This is a genomic window from Pseudoalteromonas sp. S4492 (assembly GCF_005886115.1).
In the GTDB taxonomy this organism is placed as follows: Bacteria; Pseudomonadota; Gammaproteobacteria; order Enterobacterales; family Alteromonadaceae; genus Pseudoalteromonas; species Pseudoalteromonas gelatinilytica.
Genome location: NZ_PNCP01000144.1, coordinates 1 through 1,296, shown reverse-complemented (window position 1 = coordinate 1,296; position 1,296 = coordinate 1). Strand labels below are relative to the sequence as shown.

The 1,296-nt window shown below is 52.1% G+C and carries 1 protein-coding gene; it reads left to right on the top strand.

The window, feature by feature from the left end; translation table 11 throughout:
• Positions 1 to 81 precede the first annotated feature (81 nt).
• Positions 82 to 1,254, top strand: a complete 1,173-nt coding sequence (locus CWC28_RS21215; RefSeq protein WP_138625740.1) for an RNA-guided endonuclease TnpB family protein — start codon at positions 82 to 84, stop codon at positions 1,252 to 1,254.
• Positions 1,255 to 1,296 lie beyond the last annotated feature (42 nt).

The window sequence follows — 1,296 nt, the reverse complement described above, 5'->3', positions numbered from 1 at the left end:
CGTGCGCACTCACTTGAAATCACCAGTAATAACTATATTATTACAGGCATTGTAGTAATGAGCGCTCACTTGTAAAGAGTTATGTTGAAAGCCACCAAAGTACGCATTTATCCAACACCAGAACAGGCTGATTTTCTTAATCGCCAATTTGGTGCTGTGCGCTTTGCGTGGAACAAGGCACTGGCGGTCAAGACTCATTACTATAAGGTACGGGAACAGAACCTCTCCCCGAAAAAAGACCTGAAGCCATTGCTGGCGACGGCCAAGAAAAGCCGCAAGTACTCATGGCTGAAAGAAGCTGATTCGATTGCGCTGCAACAGTCCGTCATTAACCTGGACAAGGCTTTCCAAAACTTCTTTGACCCAAAGCTGCAAGCCCGGTTCCCTCGATTCAAGTCAAAGCATGGTAAACAGAGCAGCTATCACTGCATGTCGGTTTCAGTCAGTGAAAGCTGGATCAAAGTGCCTAAGTGCAAGCCCATCAAGGCCAAGGTTCACCGGGAGATAGCCGGAGAGGTTAAGTCCATTACCTTGACCAGAACGCCCAGTGGCAAGTATTACGCCTCCATCCTTGCCGAAGATGGCCAGACAGAAAGTAAACCGGCTGCTGCCCTGCAAGCCAGCAAGGTTGTGGGCGTCGATGCCGGTCTGACCGACATTGCCATAACCAGCAATGGGCTGAAGACCGGCAATCCACGATTCCTGAAGAACGCCCAGCGCAACCTGAAGCGAAAACAGAAAGCCCTGTCGCGTTGCAGGAAAGGCTCCAAAGGTAGAGCCAAAGCCCGATTACTGGTGGCAAAGGCGCATGAGCGTGTCGCCTTTGCCCGTAATGACTTCCAACACAAACTGTCCAGACAACTCGTTGACGAAAACCAAGCGGTGGTTGTGGAGACGTTGAAGGTTAAGAACATGCTCAAGAACCATTGCCTTGCCCGATCCATTGCCGACGCAGGCTGGCATTCCCTCGTCACCAAGCTCGACTACAAGGCGAAACAGGCCGGTAAACATCTGGTGAAAATTGACCAGTGGTTTGCCTCGTCGAAAACCTGTTCCTGCTGTAATCGAAAGCAAGAGGAAATGCCGCTCAATGTCAGGTCATGGACGTGCGATTGCGGCGCTGTCCATGATCGGGACATTAACGCCGCCATCAACATAAAGCGGCAGGGCATTTTGAAGTTAAAGGCGGAAGGGCTGTCCGTCTCTGCTGATGGAGGCAAGCGTAAGTCCGGCACACTGCCGGTTGCTGCCTGAGAAGTCAGAAGCCCCGCCCGACAGGGCGGGGAGCAGTCACAG